The organism is Cellulomonas sp. GTC20042 (genome assembly GCF_055389595.1).
Genome location: NZ_AP043678.1, coordinates 1,147,672 through 1,167,011, shown reverse-complemented (window position 1 = coordinate 1,167,011; position 19,340 = coordinate 1,147,672). Strand labels below are relative to the sequence as shown.

Sequence of the window (19,340 nt, the reverse complement as noted above, 5' to 3'; positions counted from 1 at the left end):
CGGATGGCCCCGCGTCGGATCGTCCCCAGCACCCCGGAGCCGTCCCTCCCCGGTCCGGACGGCATCGTGGGGCCGGTGCGCCGACGTGACCGGCGGGGCCGCGGGGTCCGTGGCCCGCTGATGCCGGCGACCCTGCCGGCCTACCGCAGCCGCGCCGAGCGCTTCGACGACCTGGTGCTCGACTCGGTCGAGCGGTTGGAGCACCGGTGGGGCAAGTACCTGGACGGCGTGGAGTTCGCGGTCGAGGACGTGCCCCCGTCCAGCCCGGCGCCGTGGGAGCGTGGCGGCGTGCCGTTCGGGCGCTGCTTCCCCTCGCAGCCGGGCCTGCCGCCGCGGATCGTGGTCTACCGCCGACCGGTCGAGAGCCGCGCGCAGGACTCGGACGACCTGGCCGACCTGGTGCACGAGGTGGTCGTGGAGCAGGTCGCCCACCTGCTCGGCCGCTCCCCGGACGAGGTCGACCCCGAGGTCGGCGACGGACGGTAGCCTGACCCGGACATGACCAGCAGCCCCGCCCCCGACCGCGTCCGCGTCGTGACGATCGCCTACCACCCCGGTGACGAGCTCGCCGACTTCGCCCGGTCGCTGGCCGACGCGACCACCGCCGAGATCGAGCTGGTGATCGTGGACAACGGCGACGACCCGGCGGTGACCGACGCGGTGGCGGCCGAGCACGGCGCCCGCGTGGTGCGCACCGGCGCGAACCTCGGCTACGGCGGCGGTGCCAACGCCGGTGCGGCCGGCGCGGACCAGCCCTGGCTCGTCGTCGCCAACCCGGACGTGGTCTGGCAGCCCGGCGCGCTGGACGTGCTGCTGGACGCCGGACGGCGGCACCCGACGGCGGGCGCCCTCGGACCGGCGCTGCTCAACGAGGACGGCACGGTCTACCCCTCGGCGCGCGAGCTGCCCTCGCTGACCCAGGGCACCGGGCACGCGCTGCTCGGCAAGGTCTGGCCCGGCAACCCGTGGACGCAGGCGTACCACCGTCGGCAGGAGACGGTCGGCGAGGAGCGCACCGCCGGCTGGCTGTCCGGCGCCTGCCTGCTGCTGCGCCGGGACGCCTTCGAGGCCGTGGGCGGCTTCGACGAGGACTACTTCATGTTCTTCGAGGACGTCGACCTGGGCGAGCGGCTCGGCCGCAGCGGTCGCGCGAACGTGTACGTGCCCGCCGCGCGGGTGCTGCACGTGGGCGGGGTGTCGTGGAAGGCGCGCCCGGCCCGGATGATCTCCGCGCACCACGCGAGCGCCCGGCGCTACCTGCACCGGCGCTACCACCGGTGGTACCAATGGCCGGTGCGCGCCGCGATCACCCTCGGGCTCAAGGCCCGCGAGCTCGCGGAGCTGCGCGCGGCACGCTGAGCCTTCGCACGCCGAGCCTCCGCACGCCGAGCCTCCGCACGCCGGGCCCTCGCACGCCGAGCCTCCGCACGCCGGGCCACGCGGCAGCGTGGCCCGTCCGACGCGGCTCAGCCCAGGCCGAGGCGGCGGCCCTCGCGGACCAGCGCCTGACCGGCCCCCGCCGAGGCGAGGGTCGGGGTGATCACCGAGAGCAGCGGTCCGTCCGGCGCCTGCGCGGTGGCGACGTACGCCCAGGACAGCGCGGCGTCGGCGCCGTCGGCCGGCACCACCTCCAGGCCGGTGACGGTGCCACCGGCCTCGGCCACCAGGTCGGCCAGCGCCAGGGTGAGCGTGCCGCCGACCGGCACCTCGACGTCCTGCTCGTCCAGCAGGCCGCCGGCGCCGTAGATCCGCACGGTGGCGTCGAGCACGGCTCCCACCGGGGCGTCCGGCACGGCCATCGGGTCGATCACGGTGGCGTCGTCGGTCGGGCTCGAGGTCGTCGACGGGCTGGGTGCGGCGGTCGGTGCGCTCGTCGGCGATGCCGAGGGCTCGGCGGGCTCAGCCTCCTCGGGGGCGTCCACGGCGGACAGCACGAGGCTGCCGGAGATCCCCCCGGTGACGCCGGTGCCGGCCGGGACCGCGAGCAGCCCGCCGCCGGTGCCGATGGCCGAGGACCACGCCCGGTCCACCCGCGGCGACTCGTCGAGCTCGCCCGCCTGGCCCAGCCGCGCGGTCATCGCCGAGGCGACCACCGGGGCGTCCGCCTCGACCACCGCCGTGTAGGCGCCCGCCGGCAGCCCGCCGAGCGACAGGTCGGTGACCTCGCCGGTGCCGAGCGTCAGGTCCTGCGCGCCGGTGAGCGGCTGCTCGCCGTCCGGGCCGAGCAGGGTCACCGAGACCGTCGCCCCGTCGTCACCCGGCGCCAGCAGCCGCAGCAGGCCGGCGTCCGGCGAGTCGACCTGGGTGTCGGTCACCACGATCCCGGGCACCACCTGGCGGGTCGCCGGGGCGGAGCCCGCCGTCACGAGGTCGGTGCCGCGCGGGGTGAACCCGTCGAGCAGGGAGTCCTGGAGGTAAGACGAGACCTGCCCGCCGGCCGCCGACAGGTGCACCACGACGCGGCGCTGCTCGGCGGCGACCGCGGCCAGCACGACCTCCTGCTCCCCGCCGGGTGCCACCAGCAGGCGCCCGCCGGTGCCGAGGTCGACCGGGCCGGACGGCCCCCACAGCTCGACGGTGACGTCCGCGGTGGTGAAGCCGGCGTTGACCACGACCAGGTCGGCCGAGCTCTCCAGGGCGGTGCTGCCGCCCACCAGCCACACGTCGGAGGACGGCGCGGCGCAGGACGCGGCGGACAGACCGCGCAGGTCGCCGTCGGTCACCACCGCGGAGGTCACGCCGGCCGCCTGGGCGGGCTCGTCGTCCACCGGGTCGGCGCGCAGCACCACGGGCCCGGTCAGCCGCCCGGTCGAGGCGCTGCCGTCCAGGTCCACGGCACCGGAGCCGTCCAGGCCGGTGAGCGTCGCGTCGCCGCCGTCCAGCACGGACACGCCGCTGACCCGCTCCACCGGGTCCACCGGCACCCGGTCGAAGGCGCTGCCGCCGGAGGACGTGTCGTCCGGCAGGCGCAGCGGTCCCGGGCAGACCAGCGTGGTGGTGGCGGCGGGCACGTCCACGGCGTCGGCCGCGACCGGGCTCGCGTCGGTGCCGGGCAGGGTGCTCGCCCAGGCGACCGTGCCGCCGGTCAGGCCGAGCACCAGCAGCCCGGACAGCATCCGGGCGGTCCGACCGGGCCACACCCGCGGGCGGGGGCCCTCCGTCGTGCCGTCGTCGGTCATCGCCGTCACCTCCTGCCTGCCCGGCGTCGGCGCACCGGCAGCGCGAGCAGCAGCGCGAGCAGGCCGACGGCCCCCTGCGCCACCGTCCACGCGGTGCGGTCCGTCGCCTCGTACGTCACGACCAGGTGCCCGGCGTCCGGGCCGACCGCGAAGGTCTGCCGCCAGCCGTCGGTCACCGCCCGCAGCGGGCGGCCGTCCAGGGTCGCGTGCCAGCCGCTGTCGGCGCGCTCGGCCAGCACCAGCAGCCGGTCCGTGCCGCCGGCGTCGATGTCGGTGTGCACCCGCAAGCCCTCGGAGGGCACCGCCACCGCCTCGCCGGTCAGCCCCGCGGCGTCCGTGGCGGCGGTGGCGTCGGGCACCAGGCGCGCCCAGGACTGCACCACCGATCCGGTGTCGGCATCGGTCGCGTCCGCGGAGCCGTCGGTCGGCGCGGCGGGCTGCACGCGCCAGATCACGCCGGTCTCGCCGTCGGTGATCCGCTCCAGGCCCGGGGTCGCGTCCAGCCGGCCGACCAGCGTCGTGCGGGCCTGGCCGAGCCCGGCGTCGGCGTCCGCGGCGGTCGGCGGCACCTGCACGTCCGCGATGCCGAGCGCGGCCAGGTCCGGGGCCAGGTCGACGCTCGCCCCGGCGCTCAGCGCCGCGACCACAGCCTCCAGCTCGGTGGTGGCCTCGTCCGGCGCCGCCGTCGTCGCGCCGTCCAGGTCGCCGACCAGGGCCCGGGTGCGCACGGCGGCGGCCTCCTCGACCAGCTGCGGGCCGTCCCCGCGCCACAGCTGCCAGGCGGTGCTCCCGTCGGCGCCGGCGGTCAGCGCGAGGATCCGCGGGGCGTCCTGCGACTGCTGGGTCTGCCGGCCGATCGCCGGCACCACGGCACGGTCCAGCGCGCTGAGGTCCGCGGCGTCGCCGCGCCGCGCCTCCCACGCCCAGGTGCCGGTCTGCACCACCGGGACCACGACCGCGACCGCCGCCACCAGCACCACCAGCGGCTGACGCCAGCCGAAGGTCGCGCGGCCGAGCACCGCCTGCACGTCCCGGGTGCCGATCACCGCGGCGGCGAGCAGGCCCGCCGTCGCCAGCGAGACCCCGGCGCCGGCCCAGCCCACCACCGGCACGCCGCCGTCCTCGCCGACGACCACCCGGCCGCTGACGACTGCGGTGGCCACGCCGAGCGCCGCGACGAACCAGCCCAGCCGGACCGCCCGCGCCTGCGGGGCGCCGCGCAGCAGCGCGAGCAGGGCGACCAGCAGCAGCACGGCACCGGTCGCCGCCGGCCACCAGGTGACGACCTGCTCCGGCACCCAGGAGGGCAGCCAGGTCGGCACCAGCGTCGTGGCGTCCGTCGGCACGCCGAGCAGCTGCGCCAGCGGCGTCTGCGCGCTCGACGCCAGCGGGGACCCGGGATCGGCGAGCAGCAGCCGCAGCCCGTCCGTGCCGCGCCCGACCGCCTCGACCAGCGTCGGGCCGAGCAGCACCAGCGCCGGGACCGCCGCGACCAGCACCCGCAGCCGGTGCCGGCGCGGCGCGCACACCGCCACCGCCAGCAGGGCCACCAGACCCGGCACCAGCAGCACGGGCGCACCCGCGACGACCAGCGCGAAGGCCAGCGAGGCACCGGCCGCTGCGGCGATCGAGCCCGTGGGGCGGGTCGGCACCGGTGCGGTGGGCACGGGCTCCTCGGCGGCGGGCGTGACCGGCAGCACGTCGGTCAGCGTCGGCACCGACGGGACCGTCGGCTCCGGGCGCTCCGGCGACGCCGGGCGCTGCGGTGCCGCGACCGGCACGGTGGCGCCCGGCCAGCCGGACTGCCGTGCGGGGGCCGGCACGGCGGGCACGCCCCGCACCGGCGTCGTCTCGGGGTCGTGCTCCGGCAGGTCGTCGTCCGCGGCGGGGGTCGTGCCCGTCCCGGCAGCGCCCGTGCCGACCGCGCTCGCGCCGGCCGCGCTCGCGCCGACCGACCCGGTCGGGCCGTCCCCGTCCACGTCGTCCGCGTCGTCGGCCCACGCCGCTCCGGCACGCTCGGCCGCCCGGCGTCCGCGCCGCTCGTCCCGCACCACGCGCTCGCCGCCGTCGCGCACCCACGCCTCGGGGTCGCTCCACTCGTCCACGCCGCGCTGCTCGCGCAGGTCGTCCCCGGCACGGGCGGCCGTGGAGACGCCGGAGGCGATCACGTCGACCCGCTGCGCCCCCACCGCCCGGGCCAGCGCCAGCACCAGCCAGGGCAGCGTCACGTGCACCAGCACCGCGCCGACCCGGCCCTGCCCGGAGGCGAGCAGCAGCGGCGGCAGCACCGCCCACACCACCGCGGCCCACACCCGCACGGTCACCGCGCGGGTCGCGGCACCGGCGGCGAACCAGGCGCCGATCCCGGCCAGCGGCACCGCGCCGAGCACCAGCACCGCGACCACCAGGTCGAGCCGTCCACCGGTGAGGGCGGCGAAGGGCAGCAGCGCGGTCAGCAGCGGGTCGGCGGGCCCGGTGTCACCCAGACCACCGGCGACCCACCCGTCGGTGGCGGCCTGCCAGAGGTCGCCCAGCCCGGTCTGCACCCGCAGCAGCGCCCCGCCGACCAGGCTCGCGCCACCGGTCAGCGGCACGATCACCCGTCCGTAGGCCAGCGCGGCGACGGCGACCAGCGCCACCACCACGACGGCCAGCCCGGCACGCCGCCGGACGGCGAGCGCCGCCATCTCGCGCAGCTCGAGCTCGGAGGGGGCCCGCACCACCCGACGCGCCTCGGAGCGGGTCAGCCGGCGGTCGCGCCACTGCTGCCACACCGTGCGCCAGTCGGCCTGCAACGGCCGCAGCGTGCGGCGCGGCAGGCGCCGGGTCCGTCGGGCCTGCGCCCGGGCGCGCAGCACGGCGGCGGGGCGACCGAGCGCGCGCAACGGGGCGGCGATCTCGGCGGCGGCCAGCACCGGCTCCTTGGTGGCGACCCGGACCAGCACGCGCACCAGGCCGGCCAGCACCGCCATCACGGCCACGAAGGGCAGCAGCGGCAGCGGGGCGGAGATCAGCCGCTGGTGCAGCAGGGCGGTGCGGCGGGCGGCGTAGGAGCGTCGCGGGTCGGCGGCGTCGGGCTCGCCGTCGGCGTCCAGGTCGACCACGGGGACGTCGCCCAGGTCCTCGCCGCGCAGCCCGTGGTAGGCCGCCTGGGCGTGCCGGACCACGGCCGTCGGCACCACGACCACGCGGTGACCGGCCAGCCGGGCCCGCCGGGACAGGTCGAAGCCGTCGCCGAAGGGGCCGAGCACCGGGTCGGGGCCGCGCAGCGCGTCCCACACGTCCCGGCGCACCAGCGCCCCGGCGATCCCCACGCCCAGCACGTCGTCCCGGCCGTCGTGCTGGCCCTGGTCCACCTCGCCCGGCTCGACGTCGGTCATCCGACGCCCGGAGCGCGAGGTGCGCACGCCGACCTCGAGCAGGCGGGCCGGCCGGGTCCAGGTGCGCTGCTTGACGCCGGCGACGCCCACCGAGGGGGCGGCCTCGACCGCGCGGACCAGCTCGGCGAGCGCGGTCGGCTCGGGGGCGGAGTCGTCGTGCAGCAGCCAGAGCCAGGTCCGCTCGTCGGCGGGCGGCAGGGTGGCGACGGCGGTGCGGACGGCCTCGCCGAAGGTCCTGGCGCGCGGGGCGTGCAGCACCCGCACGACGGCGCGCCCGCGGCTGAGCGCGGGTCCCTCGACGGGGGTCGGGTCGAGGCCGGCCTGGCGCAGCAGGGCGGTGACCTCGGGATCCGGGGCGGGGCCGACGTCGACCAGCAGCAGCCGCGCGGGCAGCCGGGTCTGCGCGGCGAGGGCGCGCAGCGTCGTCTCCAGGAAGGAGGTGCGCCCCCGGGAGACGACGACGGCCGCCACGGCGGCGACGGTCGGGCTCGTCCGGGGGTCCGGGGTGCTCCCGAGGGAGGGCGGGGTGTCGGGCATCCTCACGACATCATGCGCCCCGGGACGGCCCCGGGGTCAGACCACACGCCGCTTGAGCTTGCGGCGCTCACGCTCGGACAGGCCGCCCCAGATGCCGAAGCGCTCGTCGTTGGCCAGGGCGTACTCCAGGCACTCCGCACGCACGTCGCACCCGGTGCAGACCTTCTTGGCCTCACGGGTGGAGCCGCCCTTCTCCGGGAAGAACGCCTCGGGGTCGGTCTGGGCGCACAGCGCGCGCTCCTGCCACCCCATCAGCCCGTCGTCCTCCGGCGTGCCGAACAGCGGCAGCACCGCGGCGCCGGCGTCGGGTCGCTGGGCAGGGGTCCGGGCGTCGCTCGGGAAGGGTCCCTCGTCGTCGAGCAGACTCCACATGGCGTGCCTCCCGCGCTCGATCGTCGTGCTGGTCATGTCCGGCCGTGCTCACCCGATGCCTCTGGACGCCGGGATCGTCCCGCGCGTCGCCCCCGTCGTGACGGGGTCAGAGCACTCGTGACAAGGAGACCTTTCCACGGAATTACACGCGTGTCGTTCCCATCCGTCAAGCGGGCCCGTGCTATTGGCGGCACATCTGGCGAAATGTCCGGTTGTCCGCCACCGTGCGGGACCTAGTCTGGGCCGATGCCCCACCGCACCCCCACCACCGTCGCCGACGTGCTGTCCGCCCTGGTCACCGCCCCGGGGCGCCCCCGCCTGACCTGGTACGGGCCCGACGGCGAGCGGATCGAGCTGTCCGGCGCGGTGCTGGACAACTGGGTGTCGAAGACCACGAACCTGCTCGTGGAGGAGATGGACGCCGCGCCGGGGAGCACCGTGCTGCTCGACCTGCCGCCGCACTGGCGGACCGTGGTGTGGGCGCTGGCGACCTGGCGCACCGGCGCGACGGTGTCCCTCGACGGGGTGGCGGCGGACGTGGTCGTCACCGACCGGCCGGGCACCGGAGCACCGGGAGCCGCGACGATCGCGGTGGCGCTGCCCGCGCTCGCCCGCCGGTTCGACGGCGTGCTGCCGGCCGGGGCGATCGACGCCGCGCAGGCCGTGATGACCTACGGCGACGTGATCGGCTGGGCCCCGCCGGTCGACCCCGCGGCCCCGGCACTCATCGCCGACGGCAGCGGGACCCCGCACGCCGACCTGATCGCCACCGCCTCCGCCGCCCTCGCCGCTCGCTCCGCGGACACCGGCCACGAGCCCGGCGCCCGCACCCTGCTCCTGGTGGACGCCGACCGCGCGACCACCCGCGAGGTGCTGCTGACCGTGCTCGGGCTGCTCGCCGAGGACGGGTCGGTGGTCCTGCTCGCCCCCGACCCCGACGCCACCCCCGAGCAGGTCGCGGCGCGCGCCGACCGGATCTGCGCCGACGAGCGGGTCACCGCCCGCCGCTGAACCGACCACTGCTGAGCCGCACCCGGGGGCCGCACGGTCACCCCGCCGCAGGGAGCGGCGTCACCGTCCCGTCGGCCTCCAGCAGCCCGATCCACACCTCGCTCCATGTGCGGTCCACCGTCGTCGGCGGGCCGGTCAGGGTGCGGCCGAGCGTGGTCGAGACCACTCCCCCGACCGACCCGGCGGGCGCCTGCGTCCACGGCAGGTCCGCCACGTCGAAGGACGCCACCGCCACGGGTGCTCCGCCCCACGCCGCCCGCACCGCCGCCAGGTCGGTGACCGAAGGCGGGGTCAGCGTCTCGACCACCTCGACGTCGCAGATCACCCGGAGCGTCGCCAGGTAGCGGAACGGGCTGCTGTGCACCCAGACCACCCGATCCACCCCCGCGTCGGACAGGGCGTCGCAGACCGCGTGCGCCTGCACGTCGCGCCCGCTGAGCTCGACCACGCCGGCCACCGAGCCCCAGGTGGCGACCGGGCTGAGCGCCACCGCGACGCCGAGCCCCACCGCTGCCCCGGTCCGCACCACGGGTCGCAGCAGCGGCGCGGCCGGACCGGCCCCGGCGGCGTGCCCGGCGCGCGCGCCCGACCTCACCCGCGCGTCCCCGGTCCGCCACCGGCCCGCGAGCGCCGCCAGCGCGCACGTCCCCGCCACCAGCAGCCCGGGGAACGTCGCGGGCACCAGCCGGCGCACCGCCCAGATCTGGTCCGGCGTGATGCTCACCCGCACCAGGGGGAACACCGCCGCCACCGCGACCACGGCGACCAGCACCGTGCGCGCCGGGTCGCGCCCCGCCACCGCCCGCCGCGCCAGCACCGCCAGCCCGGCGAAGCCGAGCAGCACGGCGAGCCAGCCCAGGTACCAGGACACCCAGGTGACCGTCTGCTCGTCGTAGGAGCGGGTGGCGTCCAGCGGCAGCCCCGCCGCCTGCTGGAGCACCTGCACCGCGTAGCCGAAGCCGGTGTCCGCCTCGGTGTGGTGCCCCTGCCACCACAGCGGCCGGCTGATCAGCACCGCCGCCACCAGCAGCACGGTCACCGCCGCGGCCGCACCGAGCGCCCGCCGTCGGGCGTGCACCCACCGGCGCAGCCACCCGAGCAGCCCGGCCGGGGCCAGCACCACCAGCACGGCGAGCAGCACCACCGCCGCCGTCGCCGTGAGCAGCTGGGTCAGCTGGGAGTCGTGCACCCGGACGTACTCCGGGCTGAGCCGCAGCACGTCCACCATGCCGAGCACCAGCATCGGGACCGCGCCGCCGATCGCCGCCAGCGCGCGCCGCACCGCGGTCCGGCGGTCCGCCCGGCCCAGCGGGCTCGCCGCGACCAGCGCGTAGCCGACGGCCAGCCCGACCACCACCACCGCCCCGTCGATCCGGGCCGCCGCGACCGCCCCGGTCAGCAGCCCGATCATCAGGTGCCGTCCCGCACCGGCGCCGTGCCACGCCCTGCGCAGCAGCGCCAGCCCGCCGCACAGGAAGACCACCGTCAGCGGTTCGGTGTACGCCGCCCGGGTCACCGTGAGGAAGGGCAGCGACAGCGCGAGCGCCGTCACCGGCACCAGCGCCCACAGCGGCCCCGCGAAGGCCCGCGCCGCGGCGAACACCGCGAGCAGCGCGACCACGCCGATCAGCAGGTTGCCCGCGAGCACCGCCCGCTCCCCGCCGACCCAGCCCTGCATCCCGAGCAGCGTCGGCAGCATCGCGTTGCCCTGCACGTGCAGCGCGCCGTCCTGCAACCAGAACGCCTCCGTGCCCGCGCTCACCGCCGGCACCGCCGCACCCACCGCCTCCGCCGAGCCCACCGGGATCGTCCCGGTCGGGTGCCCGCTCAGCCACAGCCCGCGCAGCGTGAGGAACCCGGGGTCCCGGTTGACCACCACGTACGCCGAGACGTACCGCAGCGAGACCACCAGCCATCCCGCGCACAGCACCAGCACGGCCGCGAGCGCCCCGAGGTGCGCGGCCGTGCGCGGCGGGGCGGGAGGCACCAGCCGCCAGGTGGCGACCACGCCGAGCAGCGCCAGCGGCAGCACCACGACAGGGCGGAACTGGTCGGCCAGCACCGCGAGCACCCCGGCGACGCCGAGGCACAGCACGACCACCGGCAGCCGGTCCGGCAGGGCGAGCAGACCGTCGAGCACCCGGTCGACCGGCCGTCGGGAGGCCGCGCGCCCCGCGCCCGCCGCACGAGGCACCGCGACGTCCCCGACCGGCGACCACCGGCCCGCCGACCCGTGCGCCACCCGGTCGGCGCTCATCGCCGCCCTCGCAGCACCGCCGTCTCGCGCGGGTAGGGCAGCGACGGCACCCAGCCGCGGTGCCGGCGCACCGCCAGCCCGCAGGACGCCAGACCGGCGGCGTACCGGGGTCGCTGCGAGTCGTCCACCAGCACGATCCCGCCCGGGGCGAGCCGGCGCGCCGCCGCCTCCAGGCAGGCCATCCGGGCGCGCCCGTCCACCACCACCAGGTCCAGGTCGCCGGGCACCGCGTCGATCGCCGCCACGTACCCGGCGTAGTCGCGGCCCTGCTCCCCGCGCCGGGTGGAGGGCACGCGAGGCTCCGCGGAGACCGTCGGCGGCACCTCCAGCAGCGTCAGCCGGTCGCCGAGGTCGTGCTCGTCGACCAGCCGCCGCATCACCCCGGCGAAGCCCGGGTCGTGCTCCACGCTGTGCACCCGCGCGGCCCGGCGGGCCAACCACACCGACGACGCCCCGGCGCCGTACTCGAACACCCGCGCACGCCCGTCCAGCGCCGCCAGGTGCGCCTCGACCTCGGCGGTCGCGCCGTAGGTCCACCACGGGGCGTCCAACCGCACCAGGTCGTCGACGTCGTGGATCGCGAACAGCGAGCGCAGGTGCGCCGCCACCCGGCTGCTCGGCGCGCGCCGGTCCAGCCGGTCCAGCACGCCGGTGGTCTCGGCGCCGGAGCGCAGCGCCCGCCACGCCCCCACGTACGCCGCGCGCGCGACCTCACCCGGTTCTGGCACCAGCCGTCCTTCCGCAGGTCGGACCCGGGGTGCGGAGTCGACCCGGGGCGAGCCGCCAGCGTAGCCGCAGCACCCCGGCGCGCCCGTGGCCGTTCAGGAGGGGTCGTCCGGCTCCAGCACCTCGCCCTGCACCGGCGGGACCCCGGAGGCCGCCGGGGCGCCGTACTGCAGTGTCTTGATCCGCTCCAGCTGCTCCTCCAGCAGCGTCCGGTTGGTGCGCAGCAGGTCGGAGATCACCCCGAGCGCCACCGACAGCAGCGCCGCCACCGCCATGATCGACCCGAAGATCAGCGACTGGACGTTGCCCGCGTGCCCGTGCGCCAGCCACAGCACCAGGAACCGCACCATCGGCACCAGCGCCGCCACCCCGAACACCGTCGCCAGCCAGGCGAACACCACGTGCGGCTTGTACATCAGGTACGAGCGCACGATCGCGGAGCCGGACTTGATCATGTGGTGGAACACGTTGCGGAACAGCCGGGACTCGCGGGTCTTGGCGTTCGTCACCACCGGCACCGAGACGATCCGCAGCCGCTTGTGCCCGGCCTGGATGATCGTCTCCATCGCGTACGAGAAGTCCGTGACCACGTTCAGCCGCAGCAGCGCGCCCCGCGAGTAGGCCCGGAACCCGCTCGCCGCGTCCGGCAGGTGCGTGTCGGCGGCGCCGTTCACCACCCGGCTGCCGATCCGCTGCATCGCCTTCTTGAACGGCGAGAAGTGCGCGATCGTCGCGGTCTGCCGGTCGGCGATCACGATGTCGGCGACACCCTCGAGGATCGGCCGCACCAGGTCGCCGATCCGCTCCTGCGGGTACTGGTTGTCGCCGTCGGTGTTCACCACCACGTCGGCGCCGCGTGACAGCGCGTGGTCCACGCCGTCCCGGAACGAGCGCGCGAGCCCGCGCCGGCGGGTGTGCCGGATCACCGTCGCGCCGTGCGCCAGCGCGACCTGCGCCGTGCGGTCCGTCGACCCGTCGTCCACCACGACGACCTCGATCACGTCCACGCCGTCGATCGCGCGCGGGATCGACGCGAGCACCGCGGGCAGCGTCTCCTCCTCGTCCAGGCACGGCACCTGCACGACGACCTTCACCACGGGGCCACCGGACCCGTCACCCGCACCGACACCGGCGCCTCCTCTGCTCGGCGGCCAGCGTATCGGCGCCCGCTCAGCGCGGCGGCGCGGTCGGCACGGGACCGGTCACGGCACGTCGGCCTGGACCAGCCGGCCGGTGCCGCGCACGGTCAGCGCGCCGTCCGAGGCGGGCACGAACGCCGCCCGGCCCCGGCCCAGCTTCAGGCTGTCGCCCGAGGTCGCGCTGACCTCCATCCAGCCCTCCAGGCAGAGCAGGATGCGCGGCCCTCGGCCCGGCAGCGGGTGCGGGTCGTCGTCGATCAGCTCGGTCACCGACAGCTCGAAGTCGTCCACCGGCGCGTAGAACACCCGGGTCGCGCCGTGGAACCGCTCCGGGGCGATCCGGATCGGCGGGGCCGCGACGTAGTCGACGTTGCGCAGCAGCTCGTCCACGTCCACGTGCTTGGGGGTCAGGCCCGCGCGCAGCACGTTGTCCGAGGAGGCCATGATCTCCACGCCGAGGCCCTTGAGGTACGCGTGCACCCCGCCGGCCGGCACGAACAGCGCGTCCCCGGGGTGCAGCGTCACCGGGTTGAGCAGCAGCGAGGTGACGATCCCGGGATCGCCGGGGTAGGACTGCGCCAGGCGCACGACGGTGCGGTCCGCGCGCGGCGAGGGCGAGCCCTCCTCCAGGCGCGCGGCGCAGGCGTCGACCACACCCTGCACCGCCGCCGCGTCCGGGCGGGTCTCCGGCCGCAGCAGCCGGGTGAACGCCGCCTCGATCCCGACCGCCGTCGGCTGGGCCACCAGGACGTCGTGCAGCTCCTTGGCCAGCGGCGCGTCCAGGTCCTCCAGCAGCTCGGCCGCACGTCGGGGCGCCCGGAACCCGCACAGGGCCTCGAAGCGGGTCAGCGCGTACACCAGCTCCGGCTTGTGGTTCCGGTCCCGGTAGTTGCGGTGCGGGGCGCTCAGCGGCACCCCGGCGGCGTCCTCCCGCGCGTAGCCCTCGCGGGCCGCGGCGACGTGCGGGTGCACCTGCAACGACAGCGGGCCGTCTGCGGCGATCAGCTTCAGCAGGTACGGCAGCGAGGGGCCGAACCGGGCCACCAGGTCCTGCCCGAGCATCGCCTCGGGCTCCGCCGCCAGCACCGCGCCCAGCGGCTGGTCTCCCTCGGCACCGCGGACCCGCGCCCGGGACGGGGCCGCGTCGTGCGCGCCGAACCATGCCTCCGCCACCGGCGACCCGTCGGGGTCGAGGCCGAGCGCGAGCGGGATCGCCGTCGGCGAGCCCCAGGCGTAGTCCTGGAGCGCGGTCGAGATCGCGAACATCGTCCCCCCTCGTGGAGCGCGCCGGGCCCGGAGCGGCGCCCGCGGCGGTCCGGCCACGATACCGACCACGGCACCGGTGCACCCGCGATCCCCCGGTCGCCCACGGCGACGAGCCCCGGTGGGGCAGAATGTCTGCCCATGCGCGGAATCATCCTCGCCGGCGGCTCCGGCACCCGGCTCCACCCGATCACCCTCGGCGTGAGCAAGCAGCTCGTCCCGGTCTACGACAAGCCGATGATCTACTACCCGCTCACGACGCTGATGCTGGCGGGGATCAAGGACGTCCTCGTCATCACCACCCCGCACGACGCCGAGCAGTTCCACCGCCTTCTGGGCGACGGCTCGCAGTTCGGCATCTCGATCTCCTACACCGTGCAGGCGGAGCCGAACGGACTGGCCCAGGCCTTCGTGCTCGGCGCGGACTTCGTCGGCAACGACTCCGCGGCGCTGGTGCTCGGCGACAACATCTTCTACGGACCCCGTCTGGGCTCCCAGCTCCAGCGTTTCGAGCAGATCGACGGCGCCGCGGTGTTCGCCTACCGGGTCGCCGACCCGACCGCCTACGGGGTCGTGGAGTTCGACGCCGAGGGCCGTGCCCTGTCGCTGGAGGAGAAGCCGGCGCAGCCGAAGTCGTCCTACGCGGTGCCCGGCCTGTACTTCTACGACAACGACGTCGTCGCCATCGCCCGGGACCTCGAGCCCTCCGCCCGCGGCGAGTACGAGATCACCGACGTCAACCGCAAGTACCTCGAGCAGGGCCGCCTGCAGGTCGAGGTGCTCCCCCGCGGCACCGCGTGGCTCGACACCGGCACCTTCGACTCGCTGCTCGAGGCCTCGGACTTCGTCCGGACGATCGAGAGCCGCCAGGGCATGAAGATCGGCTCCCCGGAGGAGGTCGCCTGGCGTCGCGGGTTCCTCAGCGACGACGAGCTGCGGGTCCGGGCCGAGGGCCTGGTGAAGTCCGGGTACGGCGCGTACCTGCTGGGGCTGCTCGAGTCCGGCGACCGCTGACCGCTCGGACCGGGGCGCGGCACCGTCCTCGAGACGGCGACGGCGCCCCGGTCCGGCCGGCCTTCGGAGTGTCCCGCTGCGCCGGAGCGCAGGACGTGCTTCCCTAGCCCCTCGCGACGGAGGGGCTCGGATGTCCAGGTTTGCAGCACTGGCCGCGGTGGTGACGACCGGAGCGGTGTTAGTTCTCGGTGCTCCACCGAGCACCGCCGCCACGACGCAGGCCCGCACCACGGCCGGTGCGGAGCTGCCCGCGGCGGCCGGCGACTCGCCGCTGTCCACGGTCGAGCTCGACCTCAGCGGGGTCTCCGCAGCGGCGGTGGCCGACCTGCCCGACTCGCCGCCGGAGCCGGCGGAGTCGATCACCGGCGCGGTGGAGGACGCTCCCGTCGTCGAGGGCACCTCGGCGTTGGACGCCGGTGCGTCGATCGCCACCGTGTCCCGCACCGTGGGTGCGCCCGCGGCGCGGGCGACCGGCACCGACCCGTCGCCCGCGCCGTCGCCGGAGCCCTCGGCGACACTGGCGCCGAGCACGCCCACCCCGACGCCGACGGGGACGTCGACCCCGACGCCGAGCGTCGAGGGCCCGCAGGACGAGTCAGCAGAGCCGACGGCCGACGTCCTCACCGCCGAGCTCGACACGGCCGACTTCTCGGTGCTCGGCGTGAGCTGGGAGGCCGCCACCCCGGCCGGCGTCGAGGACGACACTGTCATCCGCTACCGCGTGCGGCAGGCCGGGACCTGGTCCGAGTGGGAGGCGGTCGGGGTCTCCGACATCGCCCCGGACTCCACCTCTCCGGAGAGCGGGTCGGGCGAGCGGCGAGCGACCGACCCCGTCGTCGCGCTGCACGCAGACGGGCTGCAGATCTGGGCGGACTCGGAGTCGACGACGGTGACCGGTCTGAAGGCCGTGCTGATCGACCCCGGGACGCGCACCACGGATGCCGACCCCGCGTCGGCGGCGCGTGGCGTGTCCTCGAGCGGCGAGGCGACGGTGAGCACGGCGCTCGCGACCTCCGCCGGCAGCGTCCTCACGGCGGCTGCGCCCGCCGCGCCGGCGATCATCACCCGCGCGCAGTGGGGTGCGGACGAGTCGATGCGCACCTGCCGCCCCGACCTGTCCACCGAGGTCGTCGCGGCGGCCATCCACCACACCGCGTCGACGACGGCGTACTCCGCGGCTGACGTGCCCGGGCTGCTGCGCGGCTTCCTCGCCTACCACACCCGTCCCGAGGCGGCCGGCGGCCGCGGCTGGTGCGACATCGGCTACAACTTCCTCGTCGACCAGTTCGGGCGCGTGTTCGAGGGGCGAGCGGGCGGCGTGGACGTGCCCGTCGTCGGCGTGCACACCGGAGGCTTCAACTCGCGGACGTTCGGCGTCGCGGCGATCGGCACCTACGACACCGTTAGCCCGACCCCCGCGATGACCGAGGCCATCTCCCAGCTCGTCGCGTGGAAGTTCGCCATGCACCGCATCATGGGCTCGGGGACGGTGTCGATGGTCTCGGGCGGCGGCGCGACCAAGTTCCCGGCGGGCACGGTCGTCACCTTCCCGACGATCTTCGCCCACCGCGACGTCCAGTACACCTCCTGCCCGGGCCAGCGCCTGTACGACCAGCTCGGCGCGATCCGCGCCCGGGTCGCCGCGCTCACCGACGTCGCGAGCGCGGCCACGCCCTACGGCGGTTGGGACTCCACCACCACCACCGCCGGATCGATCACCGTGTCCGGGTGGTTGATCGACCCCGACCTCAGCGCCCCGATCACCGTGAGCGTCTCGGTGGACGGTGTGAACACGCAGGCCGTCGCCGATGGAGACCGCCCCGACATCGGGCGCCTGTTCCCGGCGTACGGTCCTCGGCACGGATACGCGGTCACGGCGCCCGCCGCCGGTGGCACCCACGTCGTCTGCGTGCGCGCGGTGAACGTCGGCGAGGGCTCGGACCGCATCCTGGGGTGCCGCTACGTCACGGTCACCAACACGCCACCGATCGGACAGGTCGACTCCGTGACGCTCGACCAGTCGACCGGGACGGCGACGGTGTCGGGCTGGGCGCTGGACCGCGACACCACCCAACCGATCGCCGTGCACGTCTACGTCGACACCGGCGGCACCGCCACCACCGCCAACCGGGACCGACCCGACCTCGCCTCGATCTCCCCCACCACCAACCACGGCTTCCAGGTCACCGTCCGGGTCCCCGCCGGCAACCACCGGTTGTGCGTCTACGCCATCAACACCCCCGCCGGCGACAACCCCGCCCTGTCCTGCCGCACCGTCACCATGCAGGCGACGCCCCCGATCGGCCAGGTCGATTCCGTACGCCTCGATACCGGCGCGGGGACGGCGACGGTGTCGGGCTGGGCGCTGGACCGTGACACCACCCAACCGATCGCCGTGCACGTCTACGTCGACACCGGCGGCACCGCCACCACCGCCAACCGGGACCGACCCGACCTCGCCTCGATCTCCCCCACCACCAACCACGGGTTCGAGGTCACCGTCCGGATCCCGGCCGGCGCCCACCGGCTGTGCGTCTACGCCATCAACACCCCCGCCGGCGACAACCCCTCCCTCGGCTGCCGCACGGTGACCATGCCGGCGACGCCCCCGATCGGGCAGGTCGACTCGGTGCGGATCGACACGACGGCCCGGACGGCGACGGTGTCCGGATGGGCGCTGGACCGTGACACCACCCAACCGATCGCCGTGCACGTCTACGTCGACACCGGCGGCACCGCCACCACCGCCAACCGGGACCGACCCGACCTCGCCTCGATCTCCCCCACCACCAACCACGGCTTCCAGGTCACCGTCCGGATCCCGGCCGGCAACCACCGGCTGTGCGTCTACGCCATCAACACCCCCGCCGGCGACAACCCCGCCCTGTCCTGCCGCACCGTCACCATGCCCTGACCCGGTCCGCCGGGTGGCAGGTGCCGGCCGCCGCACCGACTAGGGTGACCACGGCCCTGGCACCACGACGCCGGGGCGCAGCGTCAGCAGCACGACGAGGACAGGGACACCGTGAGCCACACCGCCGAGCCCATCGCCGCCGCCAGCACGGCGCAGGAGGGTGCGGACGCACCTGGTCGTGCCCGCACGCTCCTGCGCCGCCTGCTCCCGCCCCTGCTGGTCGTGCTCGTCGCCTTCGTGTCGGTGGGTCTGCACGTGCGCACGTACACGCTCGTAGGGCCGATCGACGAGCTCCAGCACATCGACTACCTGTACAAGAGCCCGCAGATCGTCCGCCCCGGTGACCAGTTCGGCGACGAGGCGATGCAGGAGGAGGCGTGCCGCGGGCTCGACTACCCCGGCTTCGTCCTTCCCGCGTGCGAGGTCGGCGGCGACTACGACCCCGATGACTTCCAGGAGGCCGGCTACAACACCGCCTCGGCGAACACGCCCTTGTACTACTCGATCACCCACCTGGTCGCCGCCCCGCTGAAGGCGGTCGCCGGGCTCGACAGCCTGGTCACCGCGGGGCGCCTGGTCGGCGGTCTCTGGCTCGCCGGCGGTCTGCTGCTCGCCTACGCGGCCGCACGACGGCTCGGCGCCGGGCGCTGGGCGGCCGCGTCGGTCCTCGCGATCCTCGCGTGCACCCCGGCCATCGTGTACCCGAGCTCGACGATCACGCCGGACGCCGCGACCTTCGCGGTCGGTGCCGGTGCGCTCCTCGCCGCGTTGTGGTGGGAAGAGCGCCCCACCCGGCGCTGGCCGGTGCTCGCGCTGGTGACCGCGGCCTCTCTCGCGATCAAGATGAGCAACATCACGATCCTCCTCGCGGTCGGCGTCGCGATGCTCATCCGGCTCGTGGTGCAGCGCTGGTTCCCCGCGCAGGCCGAGCTCGTCGCGGCCCGCACGGCGCACGACGACCGCGACGCACGTCCGGTGCGCGAGCCCCGGCTGGTGGACTGGCTCATCGGCGGAGCGACCCTCGCGGTGACCACACTGGTCGTCGCGGTCGGCTGGCAGCTCACGCAGACGGCGCTCACGCACGGCGACCTCGACCTGATCCCGATGAACCAGCAGTTCCACGCCGACGAGCTGAGCCTGAGCGGCCTCGTCAGCTACTTCGGCCAGTGGCTGACCCCGCTGTCGAGCCCGTGGACCGTCGTCGGACGTCCCGAGTTCACCGACGTGCTCCAGCGTCTGGCCCAGCTCGTGGTCGCAGCCGGGTTCCTCTCCGCGGCCGTGATCGGCTGGCGGAACCTCCGTGAGCGGGTGCTCGCCTGGTCCTTGCTCCTGACCGGGCTCTTCGGCGCGACCTTCTTCATCCTGCTGACGTTCTACGCCCAGGCGCTGTACGTGCCGCCGCCCGCCCGGTACGGCTACGCGCTGGTCCCCGCGATGGCCGTGCTCACCGCGACCGGTCTGAAGACGCGACCGGCGACCGTCGCCGCCGGAGGCCTGGCCGTCGCCGCGCTGCTGTTCTCGGTGCTGCGGCTCGTCTGACCAGGAGGG

General features: G+C 75.9%; 13 protein-coding genes. 6 read left to right on the top strand and 7 right to left on the bottom strand.

Going from position 1 to position 19,340, the window contains the following annotated elements:
* Positions 1-3: 3 nt before the first annotated feature.
* Both ACZ5HG_RS05430 and ACZ5HG_RS05425 read left to right on the top strand, forming a co-directional pair.
* Positions 4-486, top strand: a complete 483-nt coding sequence (locus tag ACZ5HG_RS05430) for a metallopeptidase family protein (RefSeq protein ID WP_464180892.1) — start codon at positions 4-6, stop codon at positions 484-486.
* Between the two features lie 12 nt (positions 487-498).
* Positions 499-1,359: a glycosyltransferase gene (locus tag ACZ5HG_RS05425; RefSeq protein ID WP_464180890.1), complete on the top strand. Its 861-nt coding sequence runs from the start codon at positions 499-501 to the stop codon at positions 1,357-1,359.
* A gap of 107 nt (positions 1,360-1,466) precedes the next feature.
* Here the strand turns inward: ACZ5HG_RS05425 and ACZ5HG_RS05420 are convergent, their stop codons facing one another.
* The 3 genes from ACZ5HG_RS05420 to ACZ5HG_RS05410 are packed head-to-tail and all read right to left on the bottom strand — an operon-like array spanning position 1,467 to position 7,468.
* The gene (locus ACZ5HG_RS05420; RefSeq protein ID WP_464180888.1) at positions 1,467-3,179 is read right to left on the bottom strand and encodes a DUF5719 family protein; all 1,713 of its coding nucleotides are present in this window, start codon (positions 3,177-3,179) and stop codon (positions 1,467-1,469) included.
* A 5-nt stretch (positions 3,180-3,184) separates the two neighbouring features.
* Positions 3,185-7,096 (bottom strand): glycosyltransferase, encoded by a 3,912-nt coding sequence (locus tag ACZ5HG_RS05415; RefSeq protein WP_464180887.1) that lies wholly within the window; start codon positions 7,094-7,096, stop codon positions 3,185-3,187.
* Between the two features lie 36 nt (positions 7,097-7,132).
* The gene (locus tag ACZ5HG_RS05410; protein ID WP_464182108.1) at positions 7,133-7,468 is read right to left on the bottom strand and encodes a WhiB family transcriptional regulator; all 336 of its coding nucleotides are present in this window, start codon (positions 7,466-7,468) and stop codon (positions 7,133-7,135) included.
* Between the two features lie 246 nt (positions 7,469-7,714).
* Here ACZ5HG_RS05410 and ACZ5HG_RS05405 point away from each other — a divergent pair, with 246 nt between their 5' ends.
* Positions 7,715-8,479, top strand: a complete 765-nt coding sequence (locus ACZ5HG_RS05405) for a TIGR03089 family protein (RefSeq protein ID WP_464180886.1) — start codon at positions 7,715-7,717, stop codon at positions 8,477-8,479.
* Positions 8,480-8,516: 37 nt separating this feature from the next.
* On the opposite strand, the gene ACZ5HG_RS05400 is transcribed toward ACZ5HG_RS05405, so the two are convergent.
* The 4 genes from ACZ5HG_RS05400 to manA all read right to left on the bottom strand — a co-directional run bounded on the left by ACZ5HG_RS05400 (position 8,517) and on the right by manA (position 13,867).
* Positions 8,517-10,736, bottom strand: a complete 2,220-nt coding sequence (locus ACZ5HG_RS05400; protein WP_464180885.1) for a hypothetical protein — start codon at positions 10,734-10,736, stop codon at positions 8,517-8,519.
* On the bottom strand, positions 10,733-11,464 hold the full coding sequence (locus tag ACZ5HG_RS05395) for a class I SAM-dependent methyltransferase (protein WP_464180883.1): 732 nt from the start codon (positions 11,462-11,464) through the stop codon (positions 10,733-10,735). Before ACZ5HG_RS05395 ends, ACZ5HG_RS05400 begins: the two co-directional genes overlap by 4 nt.
* Positions 11,465-11,557: 93 nt before the next feature.
* Entirely contained in the window at positions 11,558-12,559 is a 1,002-nt protein-coding gene (locus ACZ5HG_RS05390; protein ID WP_464180882.1) for a glycosyltransferase family 2 protein, read from the bottom strand.
* A 105-nt stretch (positions 12,560-12,664) separates the two neighbouring features.
* A complete protein-coding gene (gene manA / locus ACZ5HG_RS05385; RefSeq protein ID WP_464180881.1) occupies positions 12,665-13,867 on the bottom strand; it encodes a mannose-6-phosphate isomerase, class I in 1,203 nt (400 codons plus the stop codon).
* Between the two features lie 138 nt (positions 13,868-14,005).
* On the opposite strand from manA, the gene rfbA reads away from it, so the two are divergent.
* The 3 genes from rfbA to ACZ5HG_RS05370 all read left to right on the top strand — a co-directional run bounded on the left by rfbA (position 14,006) and on the right by ACZ5HG_RS05370 (position 19,331).
* On the top strand, positions 14,006-14,878 hold the full coding sequence (gene rfbA / locus ACZ5HG_RS05380) for a glucose-1-phosphate thymidylyltransferase RfbA (protein WP_464180880.1): 873 nt from the start codon (positions 14,006-14,008) through the stop codon (positions 14,876-14,878).
* 130 nt (positions 14,879-15,008) lie between these two features.
* The gene (locus ACZ5HG_RS05375) at positions 15,009-17,792 is read left to right on the top strand and encodes an N-acetylmuramoyl-L-alanine amidase (protein ID WP_464180879.1); all 2,784 of its coding nucleotides are present in this window, start codon (positions 15,009-15,011) and stop codon (positions 17,790-17,792) included.
* A 111-nt stretch (positions 17,793-17,903) separates the two neighbouring features.
* Complete coding sequence (locus ACZ5HG_RS05370; protein ID WP_464180878.1) at positions 17,904-19,331, top strand: hypothetical protein; 1,428 nt, start codon at positions 17,904-17,906, stop codon at positions 19,329-19,331.
* Positions 19,332-19,340 lie beyond the last annotated feature (9 nt).

Bases quoted from the DNA above. Each gene is read 5' to 3' on its own strand.
- ACZ5HG_RS05430 (WP_464180892.1), top strand. From the start codon at position 4: ATGGCCCCGCGTCGGATCGTCCCCAGCACCCCGGAGCCGTCCCTCCCC.
- ACZ5HG_RS05425 (WP_464180890.1), top strand. From the start codon at position 499: ATGACCAGCAGCCCCGCCCCCGACCGCGTCCGCGTCGTGACGATCGCC.
- ACZ5HG_RS05420 (WP_464180888.1), bottom strand. From the start codon at position 3,179: ATGACCGACGACGGCACGACGGAGGGCCCCCGCCCGCGGGTGTGGCCC.
- ACZ5HG_RS05415 (WP_464180887.1), bottom strand. From the start codon at position 7,096: ATGCCCGACACCCCGCCCTCCCTCGGGAGCACCCCGGACCCCCGGACG.
- ACZ5HG_RS05410 (WP_464182108.1), bottom strand. From the start codon at position 7,468: ATGTGGAGTCTGCTCGACGACGAGGGACCCTTCCCGAGCGACGCCCGG.
- ACZ5HG_RS05405 (WP_464180886.1), top strand. From the start codon at position 7,715: ATGCCCCACCGCACCCCCACCACCGTCGCCGACGTGCTGTCCGCCCTG.
- ACZ5HG_RS05400 (WP_464180885.1), bottom strand. From the start codon at position 10,736: ATGAGCGCCGACCGGGTGGCGCACGGGTCGGCGGGCCGGTGGTCGCCG.
- manA (WP_464180881.1), bottom strand. From the start codon at position 13,867: ATGTTCGCGATCTCGACCGCGCTCCAGGACTACGCCTGGGGCTCGCCG.
- rfbA (WP_464180880.1), top strand. From the start codon at position 14,006: ATGCGCGGAATCATCCTCGCCGGCGGCTCCGGCACCCGGCTCCACCCG.
- ACZ5HG_RS05375 (WP_464180879.1), top strand. From the start codon at position 15,009: ATGTCCAGGTTTGCAGCACTGGCCGCGGTGGTGACGACCGGAGCGGTG.